A 25,544-nucleotide genomic window follows, 5' to 3' on the forward strand; every position below is an offset into this window, starting at 1 on the left:
TCCGATCCGGTCCCCGGGCAAGGGCGTCCTCGACCATCGACGAACGGCCGGGTGCAGCGCTACGGCACCTGGCCAGCACCGCCACGGCGCTGACACCACCCGCACCGATCAAAAAGCGGCGTCGACGACGTCAGACCGGGGCTCACCATGGGCGCGGTCGCGCAGTCTGCACTAAGGCGTACCCGGCCTCTTCTGAATGGGTCAAACAAAGTTCGGGTGATTCTGCTACGGGCGGGGCGAGCTCGGAACGGCCGTCGTCGTTGTCGGCGACTGCTGCTGACCTGGGGTCATCTGGCCGGGCCCCATCTGACCGGGCCCCATCTGACCGGGCCCCATCTGACCGGGCCCCATCTGACCGGGCCCCATCTGACCGGGCCCCATCTGACCGGGCCCCATCTGACCAGGCCCCATCATTCCGCCGGGGCCCATTGGTTGCCTGCCGTCGCGGTTCATCATCCCGAACTCGTCGCCGCGATGATCGCGGCCGAAGTCGCCGCCAGAGTGCGCGCCGAGGACGAATCCAGAGAAGAAGATCGCCGCGATGATGAAGACGACACCGGCGACGATGCCTACCAGTGCCGCGATCCGGTTGAGTCTGTTGGGCCGGTCCCGCTGGACTGCGGATGATTCCCGCCGATCCGTGGTCGCGGCTGTCGGTTCGGTCCGGGTTTCAGGTGTTTCGGTCATGCGTGCGCTCCGTTACTTTGTCGTAGGTCGATACCAGCAGTCCTGCAGAACGTTTGATGCCGGGCTGACATCACATCGCCCGCATGTCGGCGGTTTGGCCGAGGGCGTCGACCGCGGCCTGCAGCTTGATTGCGGCGTCGTCGGCGACTTCACGCAGCCCTGGCTGATCGGAGACCTGCACCATCAGCTGCGGGTTCATCGCGTCGATGATCACCGTGTCGTCGCTGGCCCCCGGATCAGCGCGCACCACGACGTTGCACGGCAGCAGCAGGCCGATCTGACGGTCGACGTTGACCGCGCGGTGCGCCAGCGACGGGTTGCAGGCCCCCAGGATCAAGTAGTCCTCCATATCCACGCCGAGTTTGGCTTTCAGCGTGGCCTTCATGTCGATCTCGGTGAGCACACCGAAACCCTGATCGGCCAACGCCTTCCGGGTTCGTTCCACCGCATCCTCGAACGAGGTATGCAGCAGTGTGGTCGATAAGGCGAGTGACATCATTTACTTCCTTCTCTTCGGCACGGTGTCGCACGCTCACATCATGGTGGGCTGATCCCGGATCCGGACTACTGGCTAGATGTGCATCTACGTGGGTTGGCTGACAACGTCGAGTTCGGCGTACATGCCGGCCGCGTAGTGGCCCTCGGCAATGTTGCAGACCAGTTCGTAGCGTCCGGCGGGCAAGGTGAGGGTGGTCCAGCCGGTCGCTGCGGCAACGATGCCGTCGCCGTCGCCGGCACCGCAACTACGGGCGGCCACCCCCAGGCTGCCGGACTCGTCGACCCTGCCGTCGGGACCGCTGACACGCTGCCCGGGGGGCTGGCCCGCCGCCAGTGGCAACACGACCACTTCGTGGTTCAACGCGCCGGTGTTGGTGACCCGCAAGGAAACTGGGCCCGCCGGGACGGCGGCCGGGTTGGCCAGAAGCCGCATCATGCCCATCCCTGCGCTCGGCCCCATCATTCCCGAGCCCATCATTCCGGATCCCATCATTCCCGGGCCCATCATCGCGCCCATGTCAGTGGTGGTGACGTCAACCACCGACCCAGGCAACGCCGGGGCGGCGCACGATAGGCGGCCGTTACCTGGTCCTGGGTGAGCCGATGCGCCGATGGCCGCGTGCAGTGTCGCCGTAGCGGCTAGTCCGAGGACCACGGATGTGACCGCGATGGCCAGGACCAGCCGGGATCGGTGCGGGCGCAACGTGATCACCGGTGCTCACGCAGCAAGGCGTGACGCTGCCGAAACTCCTCGTCGTTGATCTCACCGCGCGCAAACCGTTCGGTGAGCAGATCCTCCGCGCGCGACGGACCGGAACCAGGCGGGTGCGAGGTATTGCTCCCTGAACCCGTCAGGTAGCGGATGCCGACGACGATAGCGGTGATCACCACCCCCCAGAACAGCACCATAGCCACGCTCATTAGGAGCCAGCCGCCCCAACCCCATCCGCCACTGCCGTACCACATCATCATCATGCGCCTTTCAGGAGTCACGAACCGCGCCCTTGCGAGCTACCCGCCCATCAGCCTGCCCGCTGCGCGCAGATCCGATGTAGTGCCAATGGTCCCCAGCACAGACGTCAAAGGACCTGGCTGTCTTGTGTTGCTATTTCTAGATCGGAGATGGCATCGATTTCGGTGCCAGTCCTACGTGTGGGCAGCCGCAAACTCGAAGCTAGATCGTGCGGCATCGAGGCCGGGGCGTCGATGATCCGAATCCGCTTGCCCCGGTGCTTCGTTGTTTCATTGACAGCAGTCTTCGCCGCGCCAGGCTTGGATCCCTTCCCATATCGACCATGCCGCGATGACCAGACCGATGACGGGGTCGAGCCACCAGCCGCCGGCCCATCCGCCGGCCCAGCTGGCGGTCACGGCCAGGCTGAGCAGCACGGCACCGGCTTGGGCGGCGCACAGGTAATTCTGGATGCCCTCACCGGCGGTTGCCCCGGAGGCCAGGCGGGCCCCGAGGCGCTGCTTGGCATACCCCAGTACCGGCATGACAGCCAGACTCGAACCCGCCAACACCATGCCCAGCACGGTGGCCTCGGCCCGATGCCCGGTCAGCAGGTCGTGCACCGACTCGATCGCCACGTACGGTGCCAGCAACCAGAAGCTGACCGCGACGGCCTGCTGGGAGCGGCGCTCCGCGGTCTCCGACAGGGTCCAAGCACCGGTGAACCGCCACACCACGATGATGCTGGCGAGCCCCTCGACCGCGCTGCCCGACGCCCATCCGATCAGGGCGATCGACCCGACCGTGAAGCCCTGCCACAGCCCAATCGCGCCTTCGGCGCCCATCCACACCAGCGACACCCAGGCCAGCAACCGGGCCTGCCGAGCCGCACGATGCCAGCCGGCATCCCGAACTACCGGCGTCGTAATTGCCGCGCAGCAGTCGGCGGCGCAGTCCGCGGAGGTGCTGCCGAGGTTCGGTGTCGTCACTGCCCGTATCTCGGTCACGCATCCTCCTGGGGTGCTCCGTAGGTGGGGCATACGGCGACCGCGTTGCCGGTCGCGGCCAGCACGATCTCCGCGGTAGCCAACAGATTGGTCAATGCGGGCTGGGCCAGGGAGTAGACCGAGGACCGTCCGACGGGTTGCGAGGTGACCAGCCCGCAGTCCCGTAGGCATGCCAGGTGTTGTGACACCGTGGACTGAGCCAGGCCCAGACGTCCGGTCAGGTCCACCACCCGTGCTGGCGTTCGTAGAGCAGGCCCGCGCGTTGGGCGGCAGCGCGGCACGAACTGTTTACGACCAGCCCCAAACAAGCGACCTGAACGCCCAACCGCGTTCGATTCCGCTCACTCAGCGCACCGAATCGCCAGGCGCGAGCATGTTCTGATCACCGACAGGGCACGAACGAAACGTCACTTGACGAAATGCGACAACGGCTGAGTGTGGTGTCAGTGATCTCCCCGCTAGGCCGTATCCGCCAGAAGAAGGACCCTGAGGAAATGACACGAAAGTGAGAAAAACATCGATGACACCGAAATGAGAAAGCAAGCAGCAATGCAGGTCAAATGGTGACTGATTGTCACGGGAAAAGAGAACCTACATGATGATGATGATGTTGTGTAGGTTGCCATTCTCCGTGTCGAATTGCCATGCGAAATGTACGAACGATGTCGAATTCGACATCTCGGATGTCAAAAAGTCTGACCATTACTTTCTGACCATTGCTTGCTAGAGCCGAGTAGCACAGTCGAGAGACGACAGTGAGGCGCGGACGACCACTATGCGCCGGTCGGAATGTGTAGGTTGTGTCGCTCTGGTGGGAGCAGGGACTGGACGAGAAAACCCGTACCCAACGTGTGCCGGCGGGTGCTTAAACTGGCATATCGTGACAGGAAAAGCTAGTTTGAAGCGGAAATGGGAGAAGCCTGACGACCAGGGCAGAGTCCTCGATCAAAGCCAGTTCCCAGAGTTGAATGCGCTGTTCTACACCGCGAGCCCCTCTGATTTCATCAGGATGCGCATCAACGTGATGGCTCTCATCGCGGCTCCCGATTCTGCTTTGGCTCCGGCCTTCGCCGTTGACCGCGAGCTCGGTTCGGTCAGAGTGACGGCCGGGCCAGTTCCAGACCTTGACTTGCGCATGCAATACATGCGAACCGAGACAGTCGCCATCGTGCATCACGCATCAGAGACGTTGCTGCGCTTGTACTTCGCGCATATCGACCATCCCGAATCTCCTTGGTTGGGTATGTCAGCGTCGACGAATTTCGTGGAGTTGAAAGAGAGGGTCGGGGACTTACTTGATGTGGGATTTGACCGCAAGGTGATTGCAGAACTCTTCATGGGTGGCTCAAGTCCGGTCGACGCAGGTATCGACATCACTCAAGAAGAGTTCGATGACGCGGTAAAGGCTCTGTCTTTCCTGTTGTGGGACTGTGGCTGCCGTTTCATCGATGACGCGTACCTCTATAACGCCGTGAAGCATGGCTTGGCCGCAATCGATCTCCCCGGCGGCACTCCCAAGATGGAGGCGACCGATGAGGACGGCACGCAAATTCCGCTGCATGAGGGACCTGCACACATCTACCTACATCAGAAGCTCAATCCGACTGCGAGCCCATCAGATAGCCAGTGGTTTGTGAGTATTGACGACCCCAATCCGGAGCGGGATCTGTCTGTGGCGTTCGTAATCACACAGGCCATCGAGTCGCTGTGGGCTGTTGCGCGTCGGCGCTACATCGGTGAGCCAGGGTCTATCTGGTGCCTGAACCTTAGTGCGGTGCACTTGGCGGTCTATGGACCAGTGGACCACGCCGCGAAGGCTATGCGGCGCATGTCTACCGAACTCTCGAAGTTGAAGCCTGACGGTAACGCTGATGAACCAAAGCATCACATAACGATGTACGACTTTCCCGACAACTGGGACCCGCAGGGCAAGGAGCGTAAGCCCGCTCTGCGTCAGATCGAGCTTCCTCTTCGCCCGCAGGATGTTCATACGCCTGCTACAACCGGGTATCTACCGTTCGTACGTAAAGGATTTCAGCGGGAGCGTTAGCAAGAGTGCCTGGCGCTGCACCGGACAAGCCACTACCTCGGCGGATTGCCAACGCGTGCAGCCTGACAGCTTGGTCATGCTTGATAGCGGTCGGCGGCCCCGAGGAGTCGAACTCCTTAAGTCCGCGATGGCTTTATTCTCACCGGCTATTCCTGGTGTACAGGGCAGTGCGAGACCACGGCGAACGAGAGTCGCCGTGGGATTTCTTGAACAACGGTTGGGTTCTAGAATTCGACATTTAGATTGGTCATGCCCCGTAATTTCATATGAACCGCAGCACTTCCGCTACCCAAATTGACCATGATAGGCGGGACAGCAGACCCCGGACCCCGGACCCTGGGAGCCCTGACCGGCATCCGGATCGGCGATTCGCCCTGAAGCTCGCGGTCGGGGCAGTCGCATAGCATTCTGATGCGCGACATTCGTCGCGACCGCTGCTCGGTTCTACCACGAAGTCGCGGGCGATCCGATCCCCGAAAGACGTTCGACATGCCCGCACCCGACGTAGGACCGCCCGTACCTCTATCCGCGCCCCTGACCGCCGGTGAGGCCGCGCACCCGACTATCGCGGCAGGACTGCAGCAACCGCGGACACTGGTGGCGTCACGCCTGGGTTTCAGCGAGCTCGACCGGGAGCAGCGAGGTCAGCGTCTGGCCGGTTTCGGGCGGGACGCATCACTGTGCGCGGTGGGGGCCCTGCATTCCGCGATCGACTTCGCAACGGTCGAAGGCACCCGACCGGCGGTGGAACTCGCCTGGCTCTCCGATATCGACGGTCAGCCCGCCGCCACCGCGAGATCCGAGGTGCAGCAGGGTAACAGCTGCTTTTCGGGGCGTGCCCTCATTCAGCTCGTCAAAGAGATCGTCGAACACTGCAGCCCCGACGGCGGTCCGCCCCTGCTCGAAGGGGAGTTGTTGCACGTCGTGGCGTCGATCAACGCCGAGCACGATCGACCGCGCCGGTTGGCGGGGTTGCCCGCCATCGACGATGTGGACCCGGAGTCGCTGCAACGCGTCCAGGAGTACTTCGCGGCGCTGGGCCAGGACGCGATCGATGTCGAACGTGGCGAGATGATGGTCGATGAGGTTGCGAGTGCGTCCTTCGAGCGCGTCGAGTCGCTGATCGCGTCGATCGCAGCCACCCACGACACCTGGCGGCGGAATTGGCCGGCCCCCATGCCCGTACCGGTGGACACTCACTCACCCGCCGAGGCGTTCACCGCAGCGTTCGGGGTGCAGTTCGATGATCTGCTGGCCGCCGGGCTGTTGATCCTCGACTTGGCCGCCGACGGCGTCGTCGCGTTCACCGACGACGACCTAATCTCGCGGGGAGCCAGCGCCGACGCGGTCCAGTTCGTGCGGGAATATATGTCGATCGACGTGACCAAACTCCGGCGCGAGGTGATCAGAGAACGCCGCAGGGTTGCCGAGACCCAGTGGCTTCGATACACCTTCCAGCGGTTCCCCTTCGTGCGACTGGGAGATGGGCGTCTGTTGCTCGTCAAGTCGCAGTTCGGCATTCAGCGCTTCTTCGGTGGGCTGCTGTACTGGGAGGTCTGGTCCAAGCTCGGAGGGCCGCAAGCGCAGGCGGCCAACGACTTTCAACGGGCCATGGCCCACGTGTTCGAGCAACGGGTCGGCGAGGTGATCAAGCGCATCGCCGCTAGTCCGGCTCTGAACGGCGCGGCCACCGTCGCGAACGAAGACGAACTGGTGCGCGCGCTGCGCACGGGAGCCAACCGGCCCTCAACCTGTGATTGGGTTCTCGCCTCCGGCCGACTCGTCGTCACTATCGACGCCAACAACCGCGTTCTGCATCAGCCCTTCGCCGAACGCACTGGCTCGCTCGAGGAGTTCCGAAACGACATCGGCCACAACCTCATCGGCGACGTCGCTGACTCTGGAAAGACGAAACTCGACCAACTCGCATCGACCATCGCACTGCTGCGCGCCAAGGGCGGCCTATCGGGACGATTCGACGTCGCCGACGACACGCTGTGGGTTCCGCTGGTCGCGGTACCAGATGGCGGCCTTCCCTACACCGCACTGGTTGATTACGAGGTGGTCACCCGCGCGCGAACCATAGACGGGTTGCTCACTCGCAACGTGCTGCCCCCCGCCATCGTCAGCCTCAGCGACCTGCACCTTCTGCACGGAGTCGCCGAGCACTATAACCGCAGCCCCATCGAGCTATTGGCACTATGGCGGCAGACGGTCGCCGCGGGGCCACTGCCGATCACGCTGCAGGATTTCATGCCCGCCGTCGGCATCGTCGCCCGACCGTTCAATCGTCGACTGCTCGCGCTGGGGCAACGCGTCAGGGACGAGTTGACGTCTCGACGGGTCACGGGCACTTAGCCGGGCGGACTCTGCGGTGTGGGCCGCCGGCCTCTAACCACCACCAGCGCTACTTGTGCGGTGAGCAAGCCAGTGTGCAGCTCGTTCGGCGGCTGGCCGATGCGCCTCTGGCACGGTTGTAAGGCGGGTAGTGATCACACGCGGGTCTACAAGATTTGCGGTGATGAGTGCGTCGACGAAGTTCTGGTCCTTTTCTCGGAGAGCGCACAGTTTTGCCACACACAGGTCCTCCTTGTCGAGGCACCAACCGATGAACTGAGGTTCTCCCGATGGGGCGGCCGTATTCGGGTTCTGAACCTTGACGAGCCGACCACGCCATCCCTCGGGGAGGGCCGAGGTCTGCAGATCCACACCGTCGATGTTGAAGCCGTGAAGCTCCGCAAACGGGGAGAACTCGCCAGCTACTCCTTCGATTTCGTCTGCGAGACGGGCGATTTCGTCGCTACCATCCGCGATCGGCAGCACGTCGACTTCTGCTGACCTGGTGGCGTAGAAGGGCAGTTCATCTTCGGTGTAGGTCCCGAGGATCGCCTGTGATCCGACGATGATCACTTCAGTCAGGCCGGCGATTTGGCAGGCGGCCCGGATCGCGTGTTCGAGCTGGTCGCGTCGCATTAGCTGACCGTCCGCAGCACGCGGATGCGGTCCTCATCGGAAAGAAGTCCACCCATCGGCGAGACCTCACGCATCTCGATGCAGTCACGGCTGAGGCCAGTCAAGACACGATGAATACCAGGGATATCGCCGTCGCTCAGCAGGGACTGCCAACGGTCGAGGTTGCGCGTGTGGGGCTGCCCGGTGACGGTGGACCGTAATCGTCCTAAATTACGTTCGGCCGCGGGTTGCCATTGGGCGAGGGTAGAACGTGTGAGGTGTTTGGCCAGCTCGCGGTGAAGCTTCCATGAACGGCGCTCTGAGCGCGTGAGCTCGGGAATGATTGGTTGGCGGGTGATTTCGAGCCGATAACCCATGCAGGACAACAGCCGGTCGAGCTGCTCATCACTGAGTTCAACCTTGTCAGAAAGGAACTGGCTGATGCTTGGCTGATGTACGCCGCTGAGCCGGGACAGCTCAGACTGGGAAGTACCTGTTTCGTGCATCACCGTCCGCAGCACGCCGCTACGATCACTCATGTCTTAATATAGCATACCATACTATACATTCTCGGGGTTTGACGGCCCGCACCGAGAAGGCGTACATCAAGGCTTCGCAAGATCACCTCGACGGCTTCCTCCGCTTTCACCGATTGTTCAAGCCTGTCCATCCGAAGCATGCTTAGCAATAATCGCCGAGTCCCCTTCACCCCGGGGCATGTGCGAGTCGTCGCTCAGCGTCTCGGAACTGACCCATCTCGGACGTGCAACCCCGCCTAGTGGGCCGTGTCCGCGCCTAAGGCCGGTAGGCGCCGGGAAGGCGTCACAGAGTGAGCGGATGCCTAACCCCGCTGTGCCGAGAGTGTGCCAAGACGCGCATAAACAGCCGAGATGGGAGCGACGCGGTGAGACCAATGAGACCGCTGACCTGGAGATATACGTACGGAGTAGACGGACTGAGACGCTAAAGAAGCTGGCGAAACGCATTTACACACCAGCGGTCGGCGGTTCGATACCGTCCGCGCCCACAGCAGCTTTCATGCTCCCGCTGGAGTGTGATCACCGACGAGGCCGCCGTTGCCCTGTCGTTTGGCGTGATACATCAACCGGTCGGCGTGGTGCAGGAGTTCCTCCGCGGTGCGCCCGCAGCCCGACATCGCCACGCCGACGCTCGCGGAGAGCTGGTCGTAGCTCTGTCCGCCGATCAACGTGAGCGGTCGGCTCAGCTCGGTCTGGATGCGTTCGGCAACGCCGTGCAATTCCCCGTTTTCGCCGATCACCGGGCAGAGCACCGCGAACTCGTCGCCACCCAGCCGCGCGGCGGTGTCTCCCGGGCGGATCGAGTTCTCGATCCGCCGAGCGACCGCCTTGAGTACCTCGTCGCCCGCCGCGTGACCCCACGTGTCGTTGACCGGCTTGAACCCGTCGAGGTCCAGAAACAGCAGTCCGACACGACCGGGGACGTGACGTCCTTCGTCCGCGAGTGCTTGCTCCATCCGGTTCATCAACAGTGTGCGGTTGGCCAGCCCGGTCAGTGGATCGTGCAGGGCCAGAAACTGAAGGTCGGCCTCGGCGCGTTTGCGGCTCGTGATGTCCTCGACGAGGCAGATCCCGTACGGGTCGGCCCCCGGTGGAGCGACGAGCGAGGCCGACACCGCGCCCCACACCGTCGCGCCGTCTGCTCGCCGAAAGGCCACCTCTGCGCCCCACGGCTCTCCTTTTCTCAGCGTGGGGAGTCCCGTCAAACCTTTTGTCGAGGACGTACTTTCGTCGGCGCCGAGCTCGGTGGTCGAACTCCCCAGCACGTCGGCTGTCGACCGGCCGAGGAAGTCGGCCAGGGTCGTGTTGCAGCGGGTGATCCGCCCGGTGCCGTCGGGGGTGACATCGAACATGAACATGCCGACGGGTGCGGTGTCGAACGCGAGCCGGAACCTCTCCTCGCTTTCGGCCAGCGCACGTTCGGCGGCCTTCTGGTCGGTGATGTCGGTGGCCACCCCGATGTATCCCACGCAGGTGCCGCGCTCATCGGTCATCAGGGAGACCGCGAGGCTGACATCGACGTGGCCGCCGTCGCGTCGCACAAAGGTCCACTCGCGTATCTCCGCCGCGTCCGGCGTGACGTTGTGGACGAAGACCTCGAAGCCTTCGGGTATGCCCAGTTCTTCGGCCCTTGCGCGCACCTCGGGCGGGTAGTGAAAATCCATCGGGGTGCGGCCGAGCATCTCCTCTTCGGTCCAGCCGAGGAGTCGCTCCGCGCCGTTGTTGAACACGGTGATGCAGCCGGACGGATCGGTGCCGACGATCGCCTGCTCGGACGCCGCCTCAAGGACCCCGGCGAACAAGTCGCGTGCCTCGCGCAGTTCCCGGGCATTTCTGCGTTCCTCGGTCACGTCGCGAAACGCCATCACGGTGAACTGTGACTGCCGGGAGAGCGGGGTCGTCGCCAGTTCGAGGATTCGTGAGTCTTCGACGGAGACGACGATGTCACGCGGGGCATGGGATGCCGACGCAGCCATGTCGTCGACGAGGCCAGGCGTATGCACTGCCGACACGACATCGCTGACGAGGCCCGAGTCCGTCGCCCGGGCGTTCTGCAGGACCACCCGACCGTCCGGGTCGGCGAGGACCACGCTGTCGTGGATGCTGTCGAGCACGGCGCCCAACAGTTCGGAGTCCTGATCCGCGCGATCCCGCGCCGCCTCAAGTTGGCCGATCAGGCGCATTCGCGAGTCGCGGAACAGCGCCAGGGCCAGCACGAGCACCGTCAGGCTGAACACCATGGCCTGCGCCAACAGCGCACGTAGCTGCATGTCGGGGACGATGAACGCGCCCCTGCCGGACAGTGTGGAGTAGATGATCCACGCCGCAGCCACGAGCAGGAATACGGTGCTCACCGTGGTGCTGTACCGCAGCGCCACCCACATCGCCGGCAGGAGCACGAGGAAGCCCAGCGGAATCCCGGTGCTCAACCAGAAGATCCACACAAGGACGAACCCGACGACACCCCCCGTGACGATGATCTCGACGGTGGCTGCCGGCGACAGGCGTGGGCGCGTCCACCTGACGTCACGAAGCCGCAGCCACGCCGCAACACCGATCAGCGCGGTCGCCCCGTTTCGCGCCGTGAACAGCCCGAACGTCTCCCAGGCCGGCGCACCCGTGACCGGCACCAGGTACATCGTCGCCAGGGCGGCCGCGCACACGGTGCCGGCGGTTACCGCGACGATGACCCGCACCAGATCCGTGGGGTCACGCAGGACGACCTCGTCGCGGCGATAGTGAATGATCTCGACGGTCACCAGCGCGAGCGCAAGGTTGACCAGCACGAACCATGCGCTGAGCTGCGGCGTGGCGTGCGTGAAGAGGTTCACCACGAACGTCGCGAGGGCTAGCGCCGACAGGTGGGCCACACGCTGCCACCTGCTGAAACGCCGCGCCGCGAGCAGCCACACTGTCGCCACCGCGGCCGCGGGCCACACCAGCGCGATCTCGCCGCCACCCAACCGGGTGGCGCGTCCGGCGAGGATCGACACCGCGTAGACGACCGGAAACGTCAAGAACGCCACCGCGGAGGGCGATAGACGTTTCATCGGACCTCACTAAGCAGCGAACGACACCGCAAGGTTAACCGGTCGACGCCGCGCTCGAAGCGCGAACAGCTCGACCGTGCTGATTCCGTTGCAGCAGTGGGAAATCGGATAGGATGCGGAACGCGAGGAGACGGTTGCGAACGCAACAGATCAGCCGGTGCCGACTTCGACCGCAACCTCGTTGCGACGACGGAACGGCAGCGTCCACGGCGGGTCGTAGAACCAGGCCGTCGGCTCTCCCCGCGGCGTGAACCCGCTGTCCCCAAGGCTTTTGAGCAGTTCTTCGCACTTGGTCGCCACCGTCTGCGGGCTGCGGTCGCCGCTGAACCGCAGCACCGCGTACGTCGCACCCGGCACCTCGACCAACTCCACGCGCTCGTCGTCCGGCGCGGGCAGCAGCTCCATGGACCACTTCGACGGCATGAAGAACCGGATCACCGATTGACCGTCGGCGTTGCGGGCCTGCGCGACCGGGGCCGTCATCGCGATCTGGCTCTGACTGTGGTTGCCGCCGAAGATGTAGCCAGCCAGCCGGCGGAAGCCGGCGTTGCGCGCCATCTCCTCGTCGCCGGCCACGACCGTCTGCGCGGCGATCCGCGGGCCGTACCGGCGGATCTCGATGGCGCCGGCCCCGGAGCCGATCATCGCCTCACGGACGAACATCGGTTCCTCGGTGCCGGCGCGGATGCCGACCAGCCCGCCGAGGCCCTCGGCGATCAGGGTTGCGGTCTTGGTGATCTTCGCGAACATCACTCCTTGATACCCGTTGCCCTCGTTCTGCTCATCCCTCGGTCAGCCAGGTCGCGAGCAGCACCACGCCGAGCGAGCCGACCAGCGAGGCCAGCGACATCGCTCTGGCGCGCTCGGCCTGACCGCGGGACTGCGCGATGCCGTGCAGCGTCGCGGCGACCATCACGCCGGTGAACAGCACGAGTTTCATCACCAGGATCCGCCCGTAGCCCGGTTGCAGCAGCGACGCCCACGTGACGCCGTAGTGCCAGGCCAGCAGCACCCCGGTGGCGATCTGCACCGGCACGAAGACGGTCATGGTGATCAGTGCGAACCGCTTGCCGACCGCGCGCAGCACCTCGGCCCGGTCGGCGGTGGTGAGGCGTTCCCGCACCGGCGGCAGCACCACCAGTGTGATGGTCAACTGCCCACCGACCCAGATGATGGCGCCGAGCACGTGCACGAACCGGATGACGGTCCAGATGTCGAACATCTGCGTCACCCGGCGACCGCGATGACGCCGTGGGCGCCGTTCTCGCCGTGCCGCATGTCGTGGTCGACGAACGGATAGTTCCCTGCCTCCGGGAACGTCAACTCGACGAAGCCGCCCTGCGCCGGGGCGAGGTTCAAAACCTGTGCGGCACCGCTCTTTTCCGTGCCGACCGAAGGTCGCAGCAGCCATGCGCCTTCGGAGTACACGGTGTCGAACTGTCCGCCCACCACGTGGAACGCGGTGCTGTCGCCGGGCCCGGCGTTGACCACCCAGATCCTGGCTCGCTCCCCGACAACGGCGGTCAGCGGTGCGTGGTCGTACTGGGCGGCCATGCCGTTGAAGGCCCAGCCGTCGGGTTGACCGGCGCGCAGGTTGTCGGTCTGGGTCTGACTTCCCGGCTCGCCGAGATACAGCTGGGAACTGACCAGGACGTACTCGCGGTCCACCGGCGCCAAGCCGGGCGGATCGATGATCACCGCGCCGAACATGCCGTTGGCGATGTGCAGCGCCATCGGCATGGTCGAGCAGTGGTAGAGCCAGGCCCCGGCGTGGTGGGCGGTGAACCGGTAGGTCAGCCTTTCGCCCGGGGCGATGGTGCGCATGGGCACGTCGGGGGCCAGCATGCCGGCGTGGAAGTCGATGCTGTGCCCCATCGTCCCGTCGTTGACCAGCGTGATCTCGAACTGGTCGCCGACCCGACCGTGCAGCGTCGGTCCCGGCGCCGAACCGCCGAACGTCCATCGCCGCTCGAACCTTCCGGGCGCGACCTCCACGTCCCGCTCGGCGACCGTCAGCTCGATCTTGTGCACGGTTCCGGCCACCGGCTGCAGCCGGGCATCGCGGGGTGTCCATCCGGGGCTGGGGTCGGCGCCGAGGTCCAGGGCTGCCGGCATCGCCGCCCCCATATCGCCGGGGGAGTGTGTGTCATGGGTGGAGGCGGTCTCGCCACCGTCGGTGCGGATGGTCATCGTCATGCCGGCGGCGCGGTGCCCGGCCACGGTGCACCAGGCCTGCCGCGGGCCGTCGATCACCCCCAGATCCAGCGTCGCCGTCTCGCCCTGACCGAGCACCGGTGTCTTCTCACCCGTCTCGACGCGCAGATCATGCGGCATGGCGTCGACGTTGGTGACCCGCAGCACCAGGCGGGCGCCCGCCGCGACCTCGACGACGTCGGGGTTCATCCGCATCGCCTGCAACGTGACGTCGACCGTGCGGGTCGGGCCCGAGGTCACGGTCTGGGTTGGAGCGTCGTGTCCGGTGGCGGCCACCGCCACTGCGAGCACCACCACCGCCAGTCCGGCGACGACACCGGTGCCGGTCCCCGGAATGCGTTGACGCTGAGCGCTGATCGACCCGCGCCGGGCCATCGGCAGCGCCACCCGCAAGGCCTGCACGACGAACGTCGCGACGGCCGCCGCGGCCAGCACCCAGCCGAGCAGCGGCAGCGGGTCCGGCCAGTTCCCGGCCACCAGGGGTACGGCGACGTTGATTGCCGCCACCCGGGCGGGCCAGCCCGCGCACAACAATTCGGCCACCACCTTGTGCTCGGCGGGCCCGCGCCCGACCAGCATCGGCAACAGCTGGGTCAGCGCGCCCATCAGCACCTGCGCGGTGAAGCCGACGATCAGGATCGGCAGCGTCTCCGCGGTGACGGCGGGCAGGGCCTGCACCGATCCGGCGACCAGCAGCCGCCCGGCCTCGTAGACCACCGCGGCGGCCAACCAGCCCGTGGCCGCGCCAAGCATCCATGCCGCGGGCCCCTGCGGACGTCGCGCAACAGCGCTGCGCACCAACGGAACCGCGACGACACCGACACCGACGGCGTAGCACAGCAGCCCGGCGGCGGTCAGCCACACCACGGCGGCCAGCATGCCCGCAGCGGTGAGCGCCAGGCCGGCGCACAGGACCGGCAGCGCGCGGCGGGCCGCGGTGTGGGTGTCCGAACCTATCCTGGCCCGCAACGTCGTCGGCCACAGCGTCAACATGGTTCCGAGGACCGTCAGCCCGACCCAGCCCAGCAGGGTCAGGTGGACGTGCGCCGACCACAGCCGGACGTACCACTGGCCCGACCCGAGCGCGAGCAGGGCGCCGAGGACGGCGCCCGACGCGAGCATGATGCCCGCCGCACCGTAGAAGCCGATCAGGTAGCCGAAGGTGCCCGGCGCCTCAGACCTGGTGGACCTGGTGGCGCGGCGCAGATGCACGGTGTGCACGACGGCGATCACCGTGATGCCGGTGCCGCCGACCCCGGTGAGTGCCGCCGTGTCGGTGCTCACGCCGACCAGCACGGCGATGACGCAGAGGTTCAGCGCGGTCAGCCCGAGCGCCAGCCGCCGCTGCGGCGGGCTGGGCATCCGACACCAGGCGACCGCGAAGTGCTCGGACCAGATCACGATGGCGTTGGTGACGGCACCGAGCAGCAGCGCGTGCACCGCAACCCAGCCGGGCAGCCCGAGCCACGAGTGCGCGGCCAGCAGCCCGACCGAAACCGCCAGCCAGCCGAGCACGACCACGTTGGCCCACAGGAACACCGGTCCGCGCAGGCTGTTTCGCCGGCGGGGCGCCTGTGCGGTCATCAAGTCAGCAGACACGTTGACCAGCAAACTCCGCCACGCGGAGTTGGTGTAGGGACGTTAGTCCCGGAATCCGGCGCCGGTGGCCCTCAGCAGCAGCTCTTGGCGTTACGCTCGGCCAGATGCGCATGCGCGGCGTTGTCGGCGCCGCCGACCGCGGCCAGGAACTCGTCGAGATCGATCCGGCGACCGCCCAGCCAGGTGCCGGTCACCGTCACCGTGTCGATCAGCGCGTCCGGGTCCACGGCCCACGGGTCGGCACTCAGCTCGACGAAGTCGGCCAGCTTGCCCACCTCGACGGAGCCGACCAGGTGGTCGCGGTGCAGGGTGCGCGCAGCGTCGATGGTCTGGGCCCGCCACGCCTGATCCAGTGTGATGGCCTGATCGGGCCGGTGCACGCCGCCGTCTCGGGTGCGCCGGGTGACGGCGGTGGCGATGTTGATCACCGGCGTCGGCGGCGACACGGAACCGTCGTTGTGCAGCGACACGCATGCCCCCGACGCGACGGCGTCGCCGAACGCCGCCCAGCGCGCCCCGTGCTCGGGGTCGAACATCGCACCGTCAAGCAGGTCGCCCCAGTAGTAGTACTGGAACGGCGCCAACGACACGTGCACACCGAGCCGGGCGGCCCGGTCGAACTGTGCCCTGGTTCCAGCGCCGCAATGTTCCAGCCGCCAGCGGTGGTCGCTGCCGAGCAATCCGTGCCGGGTCAGCGCGTCCTCGTAGGCATCGAGCGCCAGATCCAGGGCCAGGTCGCCGTTGGCGTGGAACGCCATCTGCCAGCCGGCGGGCGCGGCGCGGTCAAGGATCGCGTCGAGCTGTTCGCGGCTGTAGTTCATCGACTGCGTGCCACCGGCGGTGGCAGGGTCGATACCCGCGGTGCGGGTGGCCTCGGTGTCGAGGTACGGAAACGAGATCGCGATGTTGCCGACCCACGGCGAGCCGTCGGTCCACAGCTTGACGCCGGCCTTCGTCAGCCAGGCCTCGCCGGCGGCGAAAGTCGCGGGATCCGAATAGGTGTCGGTGATCGACATCTCCCACATGCTGACCCGCAGCGGGCACGACGGCGCCGCGGCCAGCGCCTCGTAGCCGGCGGCGAACTTCGGGTCATAGGTCATGTCCGACGTCGACGTGTAACCGCCGCGGGCCATCAGCGCGAAGTAGTGTGCGGCGGAGACCAGGGGATTGCCCATCTTCGCCATCAGCGGTCCCGTCACCGCGGTGACCACGGGCAACTCGAAACCCTGCCCGGTCAGCGAGCCGTCGGCGTTGCGGCCGTAGTGCGAGGCGACCGGGTCGGCCGGTGGTTCGCTGTCCCAGCCGTAGCTGCGGATCAGAGCGGAGTTGAAGTAGATGCCGTGCCCGGAGTTGTCGGTGAGCAGTGCGACGCGGTCGCCGAAGATGCCGTCGAGTTCCTCGGCGTCGGGTGCCGGATGGCCGTGCAACAGCGCGTCGTAGCCGGCGAACCACAGCGGGGTGTCGGGGTCGGTGGTCGCCAGCGCGTCGGTGAACACTGTCTGCACGTCGGCCCAGGTGGGGCAGTCCCAGGGGGCGATCGATCGGGCCGGCGCCTGGGTGGCCACCCCGCTGATGAGCGGATGGCCGTGTGGCTCAATGAATCCCGGTGCCAGCGCGGCGGCCCCGGTGTCGACCACCTCGGCGTCCGGCAGGGCGGCGCGGCAGTCGTCGACGCTGCCCACCGCGACGATCTTTTCGCCGGACACCGCGACCGCCTGAGCTCGCGGAGCGCCGTCGGCCATGGTGATGATGGTCCCGGCGGTCAAGATCAGTTCAGCCATGGGCACAGTGTGTCATCGGAACCTCGCCGCGGCGGGCACTCCCGGCTGTGAGACGCTGCCGGGATGTTCGCTCGCGGAATCGGCATGGCCGCAGGGGTGGCGGCCGACCTGGCGTTCGGGGACCCGAGGCGGGGTCATCCGGTGGCGCTCTTCGGTGGCGCTGCAGCGGCTTTGGAGCGCTACACCTACGCCGACGACCGTCGTGCAGGCGCGCTGCACACCGCGGCGCTTCTGACCGGCGTCGGCGTCGCCGCGGCGGTCGTGCAGCAGGCTGGGCGGCGCCGTGGAGTGCCTGCCGAGGCGGCATGCGTCGCGGCGGCGACGTTTATCGCGGCCGGCGGCACGACGCTGAGCCGCACCGGGGAGCAGATGGTGCGACTGCTGCGTGCCTCCGACGTCGAGGGCGCCCGCCGGCTGCTGCCGTCGCTGTGTGGGCGCGACCCGTCGGTGCTCGACGCGGCAGGGCTGACGCGGGCGGCGCTGGAATCGATCGCCGAGAACACCTCGGACGCCCAGATCGGCCCTTTGGTGTGGGCGGCGGTGGGCGGCGCTCCCGCGGTGCTGGTGTACCGCGCCGCCAACACGCTGGACGCGATGATCGGCAACCGGTCCCCGCGGTACGCGCGATTCGGTTGGGCCGCCGCCAGATTCGACGACCTGCTCAACCTGGCCCCGGCGCGGCTGACAGGTGTGCTTGCCGTGGTGTGCGCGCCGGTGGTCGGCGGGTCACCCGCCGAGGCATGGCGTGTGTGGCAACGCGATGCGCGCAAACACCCGAGCCCCAATGCCGGCGTCGCCGAGGCGTCGTTCGCCGGGGCGCTCGGTGTCCGGCTCGGCGGGCCCACGCAGTACGCCTATGAGCTGGAGATCCGACCGACGCTCGGTGACGGGCGGACCCCCGATGTCGACGACCTGGCGCGGGCGGTGCGACTGTCGCGGGCGGTGCAACTGCTCGCGGCCGTGGTGGCGATCAGCGTCGCTTGCCGTAGCGGTCGGCGAGTTTCTGCTCGGTACTGAGCGGCGCGGCGGGCTCGTCACCGCTGGACTCGGACGATGCGGCGTCCGCCAACGCCTTCTCCCGGCGGCGCACCCGGATCTCGCTGTATACGAAATAGCCGACGCCGATCGGGGCGATGATGCCGAACGCGATCCACTGGATGCCGTAGGACAGGAACGGTCCCGCGTCGAGGTGGGGGAGCGGGATCACCCCGAGCCCGCCTGGCTGGTCGGCGACCAGCTGGAGGTAGGACCCCGCCAACGGGACACCGGTGACCGAGGAGATCTGCTCTGTGTTGATCGAATAGACCTGCTTGACACCGTCGGCTTCGAACGGCGTCTTGTCCCGGGCCACCCCTTCGGAGTCCCGCAGCCGGGCGGTGATCGTCACCGTCCCGGTCGGGAGTGCGTCGATCGGAGGCACCTTCGAGCCCTCGATCGGACGCACGTAGCCGCGGTCGACGAGTACGGTCGGGCCGCCGTCCACGGCGAACGGCACCAGCACCTCGAAGGCGGGATCGCCGTCGATCAGTCGCAGCCGAGCCAGCACCTGCGCCTCGGGCAGGTAGCGGCCCGTCGCGGTGACCTGCTGCCACTGTTCGTCCGGGGCGGCCGAATCCTGTTCCGGCAGCACCGTTGTCACCGAAATCGGGTCGGCGTCCAGGGACCGGGAGATCTGGTCGTTCTCCCGGGAGGTCTTGGTGTTCTTGCCCAGCTGCCACGGTGCCAGCACGGTGAAGCACAGGTAGGCGAACGCGAGGACGACGACGAACAACGCCAGCCATTGCGGCCGCAGCAGGAAAGCCCAGCGTCGCATCGTCAACCGACCTGTTCCCGGTCGGCCAACCGCTCGTCGACCCAGCCGTGCAGGCCTGGCAGCGCCGCGTCGATCACCGTGAATACGTCCTCGAAATCGTCGTGGGTGCCGTAATACGGATCTTCCACGTCGAGGACGTGCGCCCCCGATCTTGGGTCGAACGACCGCAGCATCCGCAGTCGTTCCGCGGGCACCCCCATGTGCTGCAGCATCCGCTGATGGTTGCGGCCCAATGCCACGACGAGGTCGGCGGCCAGGTGGTCGTCGTTGATCTGGGTGGCGCGGTGCGAGGACGGATAGCCGTGCGCCCGCAGCACGTGACCGGCGCGCCGGTCGGCGGGTTCGCCCTCGTGCCAGTGGCCGGTACCCGCGCTGGTCACCCGGACGACATGCGCCAGCCCGCGCTCGCCGATCTGGTGGGCGAACATCTTCTCCGCCATCGGGCTCCGGCAGATGTTGCCGGAGCAGATGAACGTCACGTGCAACAGCTCAGACACCCAGCACCTCACGCAGGTCGTCGATGTCTGCGACGTGGGCCAGCGCGCCGCCGTCGCCGTCGGCGAAATCGCGGCCGCCGTACCCCCAGCCGACGACGATCGTGCCGATGCCGTGGACCGCGGCGCCCTCGACGTCGTGGGACCGGTCACCGATCATCACCATCCGCTGCGGCACCGGCGCCAGTTGTTCCAGGGCGCGCGCGACCACGTCGGCCTTGGCGGCCCGGGTGCCGTCGGCGCCGGCGCCTGCGATCACCTCGAAGTGTCCGTCGAGGCCGAAATGGGCCAGGATCCGTTGCGCGGTGGGCTCGGCCTTCGAGGTGGCCACCGCCATCCGGACCCCGGCCGCCTGCAGATCCGCCAGCAGGGCGGGGATCCCGGTGAACGGCTGGTTCATCGCCCAGCCGCGGCTGACGTAGTCGGCGCGGTAGGCGGCGATCGCGGCGTCCGCGTGCTCGCCGAGCCCCATCTGCTGCAGTGTGACGTGCATGGGAGGGCCGACGATCCGGCTGACCAGGTCGCCGTCGGGGACGGGCGCCCCGACGGCGTGCAGCGCATGGCGGAAGCTGGCAACGATGCCCTCGGCGGAATCGGTCAGCGTGCCGTCGAGATCGAAGATCACCACGTCGCCCCGCTCCACGGGAGCGAGGTCGCGGGTGCCGTCCAGCATGTCTGTCACGCGTCCATTGTCCCTGAGCCGGGCCCGGGGGCGCCGATAGGTTCCCGAGCACCCTGCGCACTACTGTCGTGATGTGGCAACTGTCCGGCTGGTTGACGTCATCGACGTGCTCGAAGCCGCCTATCCGCCCGGTCTGGCGCAGAGCTGGGATTCCGTCGGGCTGGTCTGCGGGGATCCGACCGAACCGGTGGAGTCGGTGACGATCGCGGTCGACGCCACCCCGCAGGTGGTGGCTTCGGTACCCGACCGTGCGCTGCTGCTGGTCCATCACCCGCTGCTGCTGCGCGGGGTGGACTCGGTGGCGGCGGACACGGCCAAGGGTGCGCTCATCCACTCGTTGATCCGGACCGGTCGCGCGCTGTTCACCGCGCACACCAACGCCGACAGCGCTTCGCCGGGGGTGTCCGACGCCCTCGCCGATGCGCTCGGCCTGCAGGTCTGCGACGTGCTCTCGCCGGTGCCGTCGGGTCCGGCGCTGGACAAGTGGGTGGTGTTCGTCCCGGCCGGGAACGCCGAGGCGGTGCGCTCGGCGATGTTCGCCGGCGGCGCAGGCCAGCTGGGCGACTACTCGCAGTGCAGCTGGAGCGTGTCGGGCACCGGGCAGTTCCTGCCGGGTGACGGCGCGACGCCGGCGATCGGCTCGGTGGGCACGCTCGAGCAGGTGGCCGAGGACAGGGTCGAGATGGTGGCCCCGGCGTCGCGCAGGGCCGCCGTGCTGGCCGGCCTGCGCGCCGCCCATCCGTACGAGGAACCCGCATTCGACGTCGTCGCACTGCAGACCCCGCCCGGCGATGTCGGGCTGGGACGCATCGCGACGTTGCCCGAACCGGAGCCGCTGCCCGCGTTCGTGTCCCGGGTCCGACGCGCGCTGCCCGCCACGTCGTGGGGTGTCCGCGCCTCCGGAGACCCCGCCACGACGGTGGCGCGGGTGGCGGTGTGCGGAGGCTCCGGTGACTCGCTGCTGTCCGAGGTGGCGGCTTCGGGGGTGCAGGCCTACGTCACCGCCGATCTGCGCCACCACCCCGCCGACGAGCACCGCCGTAGCTCGGACGTCGCGCTGATCGACGCCGCCCACTGGGCCACCGAGTTCCCGTGGTGCAATCAAGCCGCCGAGTTACTGCGCCACCACTTCGGTGCATCGTTGCCGGTCACGGTGTCCGATGTGCGTACCGATCCATGGAATATCGAGGGATGTTGACGTGAAAGCCCCAGTGGCACAACAGCAGTTGCTCGCCGATCTCGCCGAGCTCGACGCCGAGGTGAGTCGGAACGAGCACCGGACGAAGAACCTGCCCGAGCAGAAGGCGGTGGAGGAGGCCCAGGCCGCGCATCGCGAGGCCAGTGACCGCCTCGCCGCGCTGCAGCTCGCCCTGGCCGACATCGACGCGCAGGTCGCCAAGCTCGAGAGCGAGATCGACGGCGTCCGGCAGCGCGAGGACCGCGACCGGGCGCTGCTGGACGGCGGGACCGTCGACCCCAAGCAGCTCACCGATCTGCAACACGAACTCGACACCCTGCAGCGGCGACAGGCCAGCCTGGAGGACTCGCAGCTGGAGGTGATGGAGCGGCGTGAGGAGTTGGCGGCCGAGCAGACCCGTGAGCAGGCGGCCATCGAGGAGCTGCAGACCGCGCTGACCGGCGCCCAGCGTGCCTGTGACGACGCCCGCGCCGAACTGGCGCAGGCCCGGGAGAAGTCCGCGGCGCGGCGCGCCGAGTTGGTGTCCGCCATCGACGGGGAACTCGTCGCGCTCTACGAACGTCAGCGCGCCCGTGGCGGCGTGGGTGCCGGTGTGCTGCAGGGCCGCAGGTGTGGAGCGTGCCGGATCGAGATCGACCAAGGGGAGTCGGCGAGGATCGCCGCGGCCGCCGAGGACGAGGTGCTGCGGTGCCCCGAGTGCTCGGCAATCCTGTTGCGGGTCAAGGGGTCCCGCAGGTGAGAGTGGTCGTCGAGGCCGACGGGGGGTCGCGCGGCAACCCGGGGCCTGCGGGTTACGGCGCGGTGGTGGTGTCGGCGGACCGGGTTTCGGTGCTCGCCGAAACCAGCTCGGCGATCGGCACGGCGACCAACAATGTCGCCGAATACCGCGGGCTGATCGCCGGACTGGAGGCCGCAGCGGAGCTGGGTGCCACCGAGGTCGAGGTCCTGATGGATTCCAAGCTCGTGGTGGAGCAGATGTCAGGGCGGTGGCGCGTCAGGCACCCCTCCCTGGCCCCGCTGCACCAGCAGGCCCGCGATCTCGAGCGGAGGTTCCAGCGGGTCAGCTACCGATGGGTCCCGCGCGCGCAGAACAGTCGTGCCGACCGTCTGGCCAACGAGGCGATGGACGCGGCGGGTGGCGGATCGATGGACGCGGCCGGTGGCGGATCGATGGACGCGGCCGGTGGCGGATCGGAGGTCGTCACCAACCCGGCCGGCTGGACGGGCGCCAAAGGAGCGCCGACCCGGCTGTTGCTGCTGCGCCACGGGCAGACCGAACTGTCGGTGCAGCGCCGCTACTCGGGTCGGGGGAACCCCGAGCTGACGGAGCTGGGCATTCAGCAGGCCGACGCGGCGGCGCGCTATCTGGGGCAGAAGGGCGGGATCGACGCCGTCATCTCCTCGCCGCTGCAACGTGCCCACGACACCGCCGCGGCCGCGTCCAAGGCGATGGGTCTGGACGTGGAGGTCGACGACGACCTGATCGAGACCGATTTCGGCGCATGGGAAGGGCTGACCTTTCAGGAGGCGGCCCAACGGGATCCGGAGCTGCACCTGCGCTGGCTGCGCGACACGTCGGTGCCGCCGCCGGACGGGGAGAGTTTCGACGCCGTCGCGGCGCGGGTGTCGCGGGCGCACCAGCGCCTCATCGCGAAGCATCCCGGCCAGACGCTGCTGCTGGTGTCGCATGTGACGCCCATCAAAACGCTGCTACGGATGGCGCTCGACGCCGGCCCGGCGATCCTCTACCGGCTGCACCTGGATCTGGCGTCGCTGTCAATTGCGGAGTTCTACCCGGACGGCGCGGCGTCGGTCCGGCTGGTCAACCAGACCACCTACCTCTGATCGCTGTGCAGGTGCACGCGTTCACCGTGCAGGCCGAGCAGCATGATCGCCTCCACCGGGCCGTCGACGACGCCGAACCAGTGCGGGGTCCACGTCGAGAATTCCACAGCCTCACCGGGTTTGATGGTGAAGTCGCGATCGCCCAGCATCAGCCGCAGCCGACCTGACAGCACGTACATCCAGTCGTGACCCTCGTGGACCGGGAGCTCGGCGGGCGGTGTACGCCTGCGGGCGCTGATCCGGATCTTGTAGGCGTGCAACCCGCCCGCGGGGCCCTGCCCGGTCAACGGCCAGAACGTGATCAGGTTGTGCGTGTGGGAGTTGCCGCGGACGCGGGGATCCTCGACCTCGGGTGCGCGCAGCAGTTCGTCGGTGCTGACCGACAGCGCCGAGGCCAGGCGGGGCAGGTGATCCAGCGCCAGGCGGCGCTTGCCGGACTCCAGACGGCTCAGTGTGGAGATGTCGATGTTCGACCGGGTGGCGACGTCCTCCAGCGTCATACCCCGCTGCAATCGCAAGTCCCGCAGGCGTCGTCGCACCCGGGCGTCGACGCCGTCATCCTCCTCATTTGCCTTCATGGCAAATAAGCTTGGCATTGACGAGGTCGCCGGGCAAGGTCGTGTCATGGACAAGTTGTGGGATTGCGTGATCATCGGGGGCGGGGCCGCCGGGCTGAGCGCCGCGCTGGTGCTCGGCAGGGCGAGGCGGCGCACGCTCGTCGTCGACGCCGGCGCCCAAAGCAACCTCGCCGCAACCGGAATCGGTGGGCTGCTGGGATTCGACGGCGTGCCGCCTGGGCAGCTGTATGCGCAGGGCCGCGGCCAGCTCGCCGCCTATCCGAGCGTCGAGGTGCGCGACGGCGAGGTGGTGACGGGGGCGGCGTCCGACGGTGGCTTCACGCTGGAGTTGGCGGACGGCGGCGTCGTGCAGGCCAGACGGGTGTTGCTGGCCATGGGTATGCGGTACGAGGCGCCGTCGCTTCCGGGACTGGCCGAGCTGTGGGGGAGGTCGGTGTTCCACTGCCCGTTCTGCCACGGCTGGGAGGTTCGCGACAGACCGCTGGCCGTGCTGGCGAACGGAGAACGCGCCACTCACATGGCGACGTTGCTGCGCGGGTGGAGTGACGACGTCGTGTTGCTGACAGGCGGGCCGGCCGAGCTGACCGACACCGACCGGTCGCGGCTGGCCGATGCCGGGGTGGCGGTGGACGAGCGGGCGGTTTCCCATCTGGTCTCGGCGGGCGACGAGTTGGCGGCAGTGGTGTTCGGCGACGGAACCAGCCTTGCCCGGCGTGGGCTGCTGGTCGCCGTCACGCTGCACCAGCGCTCCGCGTTGGCGGCCAAGCTGGGGGTGAGTTTCGCTGCGCCGGGCCCGGTCTCGGTGGAGGCGATCGAAATCGACGCAATGCATCGGACCTCGGTTCCCGGTGTGTTCGCCGCGGGGGACGCATGTGTACAGATGCCGCAGGTGGCGGCAGCGATCGCGGCCGGTTCGGCTGCGGCCGCATCGATAGTGGCGAGTTTCCAGGAGGAACGATGACATCTGAGGTGAAGCAGCATTGGGAGGACCGGTACGCCGAGCGTGACCGGATCTGGAGCGGGCGGGTCAACCGCTGGCTTGCCGAGGTTGCGGCGAGCGAGAAGCCCGGGCGCGCATTGGATCTCGGATGCGGTGAGGGCGGCGACACCGTGTGGCTGGCCGAACACGGTTGGCAGGTGCTGGGTGTCGACATCTCCGATACCGCGCTCGGCAGAGCGGCCGCCGAGGCTGCCACCCGGGGCTTGACCGACCGGGTGCAGTTGGTGCAGATGAATCTGTCGGAGGCGTTCCCGGAGGGCGTCTTCGATCTGGTGTCGGCGCAGTTCCTGCAGTCGATGGTCCACCTGGACCGGGAGCGGATCTTCGCCGCCGCGGCGCGCGCGGTCGCACCCGGCGGGGTGTTGGTGATCGTGGATCACGGCGCGGCGCCGTCCTGGGCTCCCGAGCACATCCGCGAACATGTCTTTCCCGGTGTCGAGGAGGTGCTCGCCACCGTCGACCTCGGCGACGGGCAGTGGCGGCGCGTGCGGGCCGATCGGGTGGAGCGCGACGCAACGGGGCCCGACGGGCAGCCGGCGGTGCTGATCGACAATCTGATCGTCTTGCGGCGACTCTAGGTTTGTCGGGTTGCGGCTCCTGATCCC

The 25,544-nt window shown here is 67.4% G+C and carries 24 protein-coding genes and 1 pseudogene; 8 read left to right on the forward strand and 17 right to left on the reverse strand.

Annotated elements, in window-relative coordinates:
* Positions 1 to 225 precede the first annotated feature (225 nt).
* From BN976_RS22970 to BN976_RS22995, 6 genes and pseudogenes are all read right to left on the reverse strand, one after another.
* The gene (locus BN976_RS22970) at positions 226 to 687 is read right to left on the reverse strand and encodes a hypothetical protein (RefSeq protein WP_011780831.1); all 462 of its coding nucleotides are present in this window, start codon (positions 685 to 687) and stop codon (positions 226 to 228) included.
* Positions 688 to 757: 70 nt separating this feature from the next.
* Positions 758 to 1,183 (reverse strand): DUF302 domain-containing protein, encoded by a 426-nt coding sequence (locus BN976_RS22975; protein WP_036374884.1) that lies wholly within the window; start codon positions 1,181 to 1,183, stop codon positions 758 to 760.
* A gap of 87 nt (positions 1,184 to 1,270) precedes the next feature.
* A complete protein-coding gene (locus tag BN976_RS22980) occupies positions 1,271 to 1,897 on the reverse strand; it encodes a sulfocyanin-like copper-binding protein (RefSeq protein WP_011780829.1) in 627 nt (208 codons plus the stop codon).
* Positions 1,894 to 2,154, reverse strand: a complete 261-nt coding sequence (locus BN976_RS22985) for an SHOCT domain-containing protein (RefSeq protein ID WP_407635616.1) — start codon at positions 2,152 to 2,154, stop codon at positions 1,894 to 1,896. Before BN976_RS22985 ends, BN976_RS22980 begins: the two co-directional genes overlap by 4 nt.
* A gap of 273 nt (positions 2,155 to 2,427) precedes the next feature.
* Positions 2,428 to 3,066 carry a cation diffusion facilitator family transporter gene (locus BN976_RS22990; RefSeq protein WP_049778241.1) on the reverse strand — a complete coding sequence of 213 codons (639 nt, stop codon included), beginning with the start codon at positions 3,064 to 3,066 and terminating at the stop codon, positions 2,428 to 2,430.
* Positions 3,067 to 3,140: 74 nt separating this feature from the next.
* Positions 3,141 to 3,380, reverse strand: a pseudogene (locus BN976_RS22995) (ArsR/SmtB family transcription factor); the annotation flags it as partial.
* A gap of 644 nt (positions 3,381 to 4,024) precedes the next feature.
* Here BN976_RS22995 and BN976_RS23000 point away from each other — a divergent pair.
* Together BN976_RS23000 and BN976_RS23005 are read left to right on the forward strand one after the other, a co-directional pair.
* Positions 4,025 to 5,194, forward strand: a complete 1,170-nt coding sequence (locus BN976_RS23000) for a hypothetical protein (protein ID WP_109489650.1) — start codon at positions 4,025 to 4,027, stop codon at positions 5,192 to 5,194.
* A 489-nt stretch (positions 5,195 to 5,683) separates the two neighbouring features.
* Complete coding sequence (locus BN976_RS23005; RefSeq protein WP_145977982.1) at positions 5,684 to 7,552, forward strand: hypothetical protein; 1,869 nt, start codon at positions 5,684 to 5,686, stop codon at positions 7,550 to 7,552.
* 33 nt (positions 7,553 to 7,585) lie between these two features.
* Here BN976_RS23005 and BN976_RS32890 read toward each other — a convergent pair whose 3' ends face one another.
* The 7 genes from BN976_RS32890 to BN976_RS23040 form a co-directional block, all read right to left on the reverse strand.
* Complete coding sequence (locus BN976_RS32890) at positions 7,586 to 8,167, reverse strand: DUF6036 family nucleotidyltransferase (protein WP_011780823.1); 582 nt, start codon at positions 8,165 to 8,167, stop codon at positions 7,586 to 7,588.
* Complete coding sequence (locus BN976_RS23015; RefSeq protein WP_011780822.1) at positions 8,167 to 8,685, reverse strand: helix-turn-helix domain-containing protein; 519 nt, start codon at positions 8,683 to 8,685, stop codon at positions 8,167 to 8,169. Before BN976_RS23015 ends, BN976_RS32890 begins: the two co-directional genes overlap by 1 nt.
* A gap of 497 nt (positions 8,686 to 9,182) precedes the next feature.
* A complete protein-coding gene (locus BN976_RS23020; RefSeq protein WP_011780821.1) occupies positions 9,183 to 11,735 on the reverse strand; it encodes a sensor domain-containing diguanylate cyclase in 2,553 nt (850 codons plus the stop codon).
* A gap of 150 nt (positions 11,736 to 11,885) precedes the next feature.
* Complete coding sequence (locus tag BN976_RS23025; RefSeq protein WP_011780820.1) at positions 11,886 to 12,485, reverse strand: SOUL family heme-binding protein; 600 nt, start codon at positions 12,483 to 12,485, stop codon at positions 11,886 to 11,888.
* A gap of 31 nt (positions 12,486 to 12,516) precedes the next feature.
* Positions 12,517 to 12,957 (reverse strand): hypothetical protein, encoded by a 441-nt coding sequence (locus BN976_RS23030; RefSeq protein WP_036374907.1) that lies wholly within the window; start codon positions 12,955 to 12,957, stop codon positions 12,517 to 12,519.
* Between the two features lie 5 nt (positions 12,958 to 12,962).
* Positions 12,963 to 15,548 (reverse strand): multicopper oxidase domain-containing protein, encoded by a 2,586-nt coding sequence (locus tag BN976_RS23035; protein ID WP_235622118.1) that lies wholly within the window; start codon positions 15,546 to 15,548, stop codon positions 12,963 to 12,965.
* 71 nt (positions 15,549 to 15,619) lie between these two features.
* On the reverse strand, positions 15,620 to 17,329 hold the full coding sequence (locus BN976_RS23040; RefSeq protein WP_036374420.1) for an amidohydrolase: 1,710 nt from the start codon (positions 17,327 to 17,329) through the stop codon (positions 15,620 to 15,622).
* Between the two features lie 63 nt (positions 17,330 to 17,392).
* On the opposite strand from BN976_RS23040, the gene BN976_RS23045 reads away from it, so the two are divergent.
* Positions 17,393 to 18,346, forward strand: coding sequence for a cobalamin biosynthesis protein (locus BN976_RS23045; protein WP_011780816.1), 954 nt, complete (start codon positions 17,393 to 17,395; stop codon positions 18,344 to 18,346).
* Here the strand turns inward: BN976_RS23045 and BN976_RS23050 are convergent.
* Genes BN976_RS23050 through BN976_RS23060 form a run of 3 tightly spaced genes read right to left on the reverse strand, consistent with a single transcriptional unit; the run spans position 18,300 to position 20,309 of the window.
* The gene (locus tag BN976_RS23050; RefSeq protein WP_011780815.1) at positions 18,300 to 19,142 is read right to left on the reverse strand and encodes an SURF1 family cytochrome oxidase biogenesis protein; all 843 of its coding nucleotides are present in this window, start codon (positions 19,140 to 19,142) and stop codon (positions 18,300 to 18,302) included. The two genes, BN976_RS23045 and BN976_RS23050, sit on opposite strands and share 47 nt — an antisense overlap.
* A gap of 2 nt (positions 19,143 to 19,144) precedes the next feature.
* On the reverse strand, positions 19,145 to 19,639 hold the full coding sequence (locus BN976_RS23055; protein ID WP_011780814.1) for a low molecular weight protein-tyrosine-phosphatase: 495 nt from the start codon (positions 19,637 to 19,639) through the stop codon (positions 19,145 to 19,147).
* Positions 19,632 to 20,309, reverse strand: coding sequence for an HAD hydrolase-like protein (locus BN976_RS23060; RefSeq protein ID WP_049778240.1), 678 nt, complete (start codon positions 20,307 to 20,309; stop codon positions 19,632 to 19,634). Before BN976_RS23060 ends, BN976_RS23055 begins: the two co-directional genes overlap by 8 nt.
* A gap of 82 nt (positions 20,310 to 20,391) precedes the next feature.
* Between BN976_RS23060 and BN976_RS23065 the strand changes: the two genes are divergently transcribed.
* Genes BN976_RS23065 through BN976_RS23075 form a run of 3 tightly spaced genes read left to right on the forward strand, consistent with a single transcriptional unit; the run spans position 20,392 to position 23,361 of the window.
* Positions 20,392 to 21,516: a Nif3-like dinuclear metal center hexameric protein gene (locus tag BN976_RS23065; protein ID WP_011780812.1), complete on the forward strand. Its 1,125-nt coding sequence runs from the start codon at positions 20,392 to 20,394 to the stop codon at positions 21,514 to 21,516.
* A gap of 1 nt (position 21,517) precedes the next feature.
* Positions 21,518 to 22,255 (forward strand): zinc ribbon domain-containing protein, encoded by a 738-nt coding sequence (locus BN976_RS23070; RefSeq protein WP_011780811.1) that lies wholly within the window; start codon positions 21,518 to 21,520, stop codon positions 22,253 to 22,255.
* Positions 22,252 to 23,361: a bifunctional RNase H/acid phosphatase gene (locus BN976_RS23075; protein WP_036374424.1), complete on the forward strand. Its 1,110-nt coding sequence runs from the start codon at positions 22,252 to 22,254 to the stop codon at positions 23,359 to 23,361. The genes BN976_RS23070 and BN976_RS23075 overlap by 4 nt, the downstream gene beginning before the upstream one ends.
* Here BN976_RS23075 and BN976_RS23080 read toward each other — a convergent pair.
* Positions 23,352 to 23,939: a helix-turn-helix domain-containing protein gene (locus tag BN976_RS23080; RefSeq protein WP_011780809.1), complete on the reverse strand. Its 588-nt coding sequence runs from the start codon at positions 23,937 to 23,939 to the stop codon at positions 23,352 to 23,354. The genes BN976_RS23075 and BN976_RS23080 overlap by 10 nt on opposite strands.
* 46 nt (positions 23,940 to 23,985) lie before the next feature.
* Between BN976_RS23080 and BN976_RS23085 the strand changes: the two genes are divergently transcribed.
* Both BN976_RS23085 and BN976_RS23090 read left to right on the forward strand, forming a co-directional pair.
* Positions 23,986 to 24,900 (forward strand): NAD(P)/FAD-dependent oxidoreductase, encoded by a 915-nt coding sequence (locus BN976_RS23085; RefSeq protein WP_036374427.1) that lies wholly within the window; start codon positions 23,986 to 23,988, stop codon positions 24,898 to 24,900.
* A complete protein-coding gene (locus BN976_RS23090) occupies positions 24,897 to 25,517 on the forward strand; it encodes a class I SAM-dependent methyltransferase (protein ID WP_036374430.1) in 621 nt (206 codons plus the stop codon). The genes BN976_RS23085 and BN976_RS23090 overlap by 4 nt, the downstream gene beginning before the upstream one ends.
* The last annotated feature ends 27 nt before the right edge of the window (positions 25,518 to 25,544 follow it).

Origin of the sequence: Mycolicibacterium austroafricanum, assembly GCF_000612725.1 — a bacterium.
GTDB lineage: Bacteria > Actinomycetota > Actinomycetes > Mycobacteriales > Mycobacteriaceae > Mycobacterium > Mycobacterium austroafricanum.